The 4,559-nt window shown below is 66.2% G+C and carries 3 protein-coding genes; 1 reads left to right on the top strand and 2 read right to left on the bottom strand.

Translation table 11 applies throughout. The features are described 5' to 3' along the window. Together HMPREF3114_RS19770 and HMPREF3114_RS19765 are read right to left on the bottom strand one after the other, a co-directional pair. The coding region (locus HMPREF3114_RS19770) for a PilN domain-containing protein (protein ID WP_070490507.1) at positions 1 to 746 on the bottom strand (746 nt) is incomplete at its 3' end. Continuing rightward, entirely contained in the window at positions 746 to 1,804 is a 1,059-nt protein-coding gene (locus HMPREF3114_RS19765) for a pilus assembly protein PilM (protein ID WP_014038321.1), read from the bottom strand. The genes HMPREF3114_RS19765 and HMPREF3114_RS19770, both read right to left, overlap by 1 nt. A 219-nt stretch (positions 1,805 to 2,023) precedes the next feature. Here HMPREF3114_RS19765 and HMPREF3114_RS19760 point away from each other — a divergent pair, with 219 nt between their 5' ends. Next, entirely contained in the window at positions 2,024 to 4,447 is a 2,424-nt protein-coding gene (locus tag HMPREF3114_RS19760; protein ID WP_053498472.1) for a penicillin-binding protein 1A, read from the top strand. Positions 4,448 to 4,559 lie beyond the last annotated feature (112 nt).

Genomic DNA, 4,559 nt, shown 5'->3' with positions numbered 1-4,559 from the left:
GGCGGTGCAGCGGCCGGTGCAGCGGGAGCCGCTGCCGGCTGGCCCGTTGCCGGAGCCGCAGGCGTCGCGGCATCCGGACCCGCGGCCAACGGAGCCACCGGTGCCGGCGCAGCCGTCGCCACCGAGCCATCGGCGTTCAGGCCCGGCGTCGCCGAGACCTCTTCGCTCTGTGCCGGCAGTTTCACCTTGACCACGAACACGTAGGGCAGCGCCTTGATGTCGGCCAGCGGACCGACCTTGCCATCCTTGTCCTTCTCCGGGTCACGCGCTTCGATGATCGACAGCTCCGGATTGGTCATCCAGCCGGAGGTCTCCAGGTTGCGCATGTAGGCCGAAACGCGGGCATTGGACTGGGTGCGACCTTCCAGCGTCAGCACATCCCCTTCCTGCTTCAGCGCGGTCAGCACCACGCCATCGGGAATGGTGCGCACCAGCGCGTCGAACAGGTGGACCATCTGCGAGCGCTTGGCCTGCAGTTCCTCGATCACCTTCTTGCGGGCCAGCAGGCGTTCCTTCTGCGCGTCGAGGCGATCGATCTCCTTGTTCTGTTCCTTGACCTTCTCGATCTCGGCTTCCAGATAGGCGTTGCGGTCCATCTGGCCGCTCACCTGGCGGTCGTAATAGAACCAGATCATCAGCGACAACAGCAGGCCACCGACAGCGGCCATGCCCAGCATTGCGTAGAACTCGCGCTGGCGTTGCTTGCGCCGTTCGGCGCGCCAGGGCAATAGATTGATGCGTGCCATCAGTCGAAGCTCCTCAGCGCCAGACCGGTCGCGATCATCAGCGCGGGGGCATCCTGGGCCAACGCATGCGCGTTCACCTTCGGCCCCAGGGTCATCTGCGCCAGCGGGTTGGCGACCACGGTCGGCACGCCCAGCTGTTCCTCGACCATCTCCGGCAGGCCACCGAGCACGGCGCAGCCGCCGGCCAGCACGATGTGATCGACGCGGTTGAATTCGCTGCCCGCATAGAAGAACTGCAGCAGGCGGCTGATCTGCTGGACCGTGGCTTCCTTGAACGGCTCCAGCACCTCCATCTCGTAGCTTTCCGGCAGGCCGCCCTGGCGCTTGGCCAGCCCGGCTTCCTCGTAGCTCAGGCCGTAGCGGCGCATGATCTCGTCGGTCAGCTGCTTGCCACCGAACACCTGCTCGCGGCTGTAAAGGCTACGACCGCCGCGCAGGACATTGAGGGTGGTCATGGTGGCGCCGATGTCGACCAGCGCAACCACACCGTCGATGGACACCGGCAGCTCGCTGGCGACCAGGGCGTAGGCGTTCTCGACCGCGAAGGCCTCCACGTCCATCACCTTGGCCTGCAGGCCACCGAGCTCCAGCGCGGACTGGCGCAGCTCGACATTCTCCGAACGCGACGCGGCCAGCAGCACCTGGACCATCTCCGGGTTGTTCGGGATCGACCCGATCACCTCGAAGTCCAGGTTCACTTCCTCGATCGGATACGGAATGTAGTTGACCGCTTCCAGCTCGATCTGGGCTTCCATGTCGTTTTCGTCGAGATCGGCCGGCATCGGGATCACCTTGGTGATCACCGCCGACCCCGCGACGGCGGCAGCGGCCAACTTGGCCTTGCTGCCTGAACGGTTCATCGCCCGGCGGATGGCCTCACCGACGGCCTCCACTTCGACGATGTTCTTCTCCACCACCGCATTCGGCGGAAGAGGTTCCACAGCGTAATGTTCCACGCGGAAACGATTGCCGCTGCGGGACAGCTGCAAAAGCTTTACCGCAGTCGAACTGATGTCGACGCCTACAAGCGGCGACTGACTTTTTGGGATGAGCCCCACGGTTTCTCCCCTGCCGACGGGCACTTGGACGCAAGACCTGCGTCCGAGCATTAATAACGTATTCTTAGCAAATGGCAACGGCCCTGCTGTGAAATCCCTCACGGATTCACCATGCAGCCCCTGACTGTTCCCCTTGCGCTCCCCGGTGCCGACCCCAGCCGCCACCTTGCGTAATCTATACTCTGCGACCACGAAATTCGCAATCGGAATCTGAACCCGATGACTCGACTCCGCCGCTGGCTGCGCTGGATCTTCCTGATTGTCCTGGTCCTGGCGCTGATCGGCGCGGCCGCCGTGGGCGGTCTGTACTATGCCGTTTCCTCCAAGCTTCCCGACGTGCAGACCCTGCGCGACGTGGAAATGCAGGAGCCGATGTACGTCTACGCTGCCGACGGCAAGCTGATGGCGGTGTTCGGCGAGACCCGGCGCACCCCGATCACCATGAAGGACGTGCCCGAGCGGCTGAAGCAGGCCTTCCTGGCCACCGAGGACGCCCGCTTCTACGAACACGGCGGCGTGGACTACATGGGCATCGGCCGTGCGGTCTGGCTGCTGGCCACCACCAACGACAAGCGCGTGCCGGGTGGCTCCACCATCACCCAGCAGGTCGCCCGCCAGTTCTTCCTCAGCTCCGAGTACAGCTACACCCGCAAGCTGGCCGAGATCCTGCTGGCGCGCAAGATCGAGTCCGAGCTGAGCAAGGACGAGATCTTCGAGCTGTACCTGAACAAGAGTTTCTTCGGCAACCGCGCCTACGGCGTGGCCGCTGCCGCCGAGTTCTATTACGGCAAGAAGCTGAACGAGCTGGACCTGGACGAGATGGCCTCGCTGGCCGGTATCCCCAAGTTCCCGTCGTCGGGCAACCCGATCTCCAACCCGGAACGTGCCCGCCAGCGCCGCGACAATTACGTGCTGCAGCGCATGGCCGACCTGAAGTTCGTCAGCCAGGCCGAAGCCGACGCGGCCAAGGCCGTGCCGATGCACGCCACCGCGCATGAGCCGCCGGTGCAGGTCGATGCACCCTACGTGGCCGAGCTGGTGCGCCAGGAAATGATCGCCCGCTTCGGCGGCGACGTGGTCAACAAGGGCTACCACGTCACCACCACGATCGACTCCACCCTGCAGACCGCCGCCAACCTGGCCGTCCGTGATGGCCTGCTGCTGTACGACCACCGCCACGGTTGGCACGGCGTGGAGAAGCAGGTGCAGCTGGGCGCCGGCGACGATACCGCCGCGCTGGCCGAGCACCTGCGCGGCATGTACGGCCAGGCCGGCCTGCTGCCGGCAATCGTCGCCAGCACCGCGGCCGATGGCAGCGCCACGGTGGTGCTGGCCAACCGCACCGAGATCGTGCTGCCAGCCGGTGCCGCCAAGTGGACCAACAAGACCCCGGGCAAGCTGGTGCAGCGCGGCGACATCGTGCGCGTACGCGCCGGTGCCAAGGAAGGGGAGTGGCTGCTGGACCAGATCCCGCGCGGCCAGTCCGCACTGGTCTCGCTGGATGCCCACAGCGGCGCGCTGAAGGCGCTGGTGGGTGGCTTCAGCTTCTCCGGCAACAAGTTCAACCGCGCCACCCAGGCCCGCCGCCAGCCGGGTTCGAGCTTCAAGCCGTTCGTCTACGCGGCCGCTTTCGACAAGGGCTACAACCCAGCCTCGATCGTGCTCGACGCCCCGGTCGTGTTCCGCGATCGCCGCGGCAAGACCTGGGCCCCGCAGAACGACGGCGGAGGCTTCCGCGGCCCGATGCGCCTGCGTGAAGCGCTGGTGCAGTCGCGCAACCTGGTCTCGGTACGCCTGCTCGATGGCATGGGCGTGGACTACGCGCGCAAGTACATCAGCGAGTTTGGCTTTGCCGAATCGGAGTTGCCGCCGAACCTGTCGATGTCGCTGGGCACTGCATCGCTGACCCCGCTGTCGGTGGCGCGTGGCTACGCGGTGTTCGCCAATGGCGGCTCGCGCGTGGATACCTGGCTGATCGACCAGGTCAATGACCGCGACGGCAACCTGGTGTTCAAGGAAAACCCGGCGCTGGCCTGCCGCGACTGCGCCGGCAGCAGCGATCAGCCGGTCAACCAGGTGGTGGATGGCTTCAACTTCGGCGCCCCGGCCCCGAAGGTGGACCCGGCCGCCGCGGCCAAGGCCGAAGCCAAGGTCGAAACCCCGACGGCACCGGCCAACCCGGATGCCCGCACCGCCCCGCGCGCGATCGATGCCCGCACCGCCTACCAGCTGGTGTCGATGATGCGCGACGTGGTCCAGCGCGGTACCGGTGTGCAGGCCAAGGTGCTCGGCCGCGAGGACGTGGGCGGCAAGACTGGCTCCACCAACGACCATCGTGACGCCTGGTTCTCCGGCTTCGGCGGCCCGTACGTGACCACCGTGTGGGTGGGCCGTGACGACTTCCGCTCGCTGGGTTACCGCGAGTACGGTGGCAAGGCGGCGCTGCCGATCTGGATCGACTACATGCGCACCGCGCTGAAGGACACCCCGATCGCGCAGAACGAGCCGCCCAGCGGCATGGTCCAGGCCACGCTCAACGGCGCGACCGAGTGGGTGAAGGTGGAAGACATGGATCGCCTGACCGACTACGACCTGAACCTCAATACGCCGCAGGCCGACGCCGCCGCGTTCGATATCTTCTGAGGAAGAGTTCGGTGGGTGCCAACCATGGGTTGGCACCGATGCGACTGTAGAGCCGAGCCCATGCTCGGCTCCGGACGCCCGCGGTAGAGCAGCCGAGCATGGGCTCGGCTCT

The organism is Stenotrophomonas sp. HMSC10F07 (assembly GCF_001807895.1).
Lineage (GTDB): Bacteria > Pseudomonadota > Gammaproteobacteria > Xanthomonadales > Xanthomonadaceae > Stenotrophomonas > Stenotrophomonas sepilia.
This window is presented reverse-complemented; position numbering and strand designations above follow the sequence as displayed.